The organism is Pseudomonas sp. HY13-MNA-CIBAN-0226 (assembly GCF_040310305.1).
GTDB classification, from domain to species: Bacteria; Pseudomonadota; Gammaproteobacteria; order Pseudomonadales; family Pseudomonadaceae; genus Aquipseudomonas; species Aquipseudomonas gregormendelii.
This window is the reverse complement of the sequence record NZ_JBEOPS010000299.1, coordinates 1-267: the sequence shown is the minus strand read 5'-3', so window position 1 is coordinate 267 and position 267 is coordinate 1. Positions and strand designations below refer to the sequence as shown.

1 protein-coding gene is annotated in these 267 nt (G+C 55.8%); it reads left to right on the top strand.

The genetic code is table 11. From position 1 onward, the window contains the following. Nucleotides 1-67: 67 nt before the first annotated feature. Nucleotides 68-267 (top strand): mechanosensitive ion channel family protein (locus AAEZ05_RS28835; protein ID WP_502947808.1); only part of this gene is annotated, 200 nt, incomplete at its 3' end.

Here is a 267-nt window from a genome sequence, read left to right as displayed (position 1 = left end):
CTTCGGGGCTCAATTGCGTTTTCAGGCAGTCAGTCGAGCCTTATCGCCGCACAACAGGAGAAAGTAGATGGATTTGAACGCTGAAATGGATCACCTGATCAAGACCTCCCAGTCTTGGATCCCCATGATCATGGAATACGGCAGCCGCGTATTGCTGGCGTTGGTCACCCTGGCCATCGGCTGGTGGCTGATCAATGTCTTGACGCAACGCGTGGGCCGCCTGCTGGCCATGCGTAACGCGGACATGGCGTTGCAACACTTCATCAC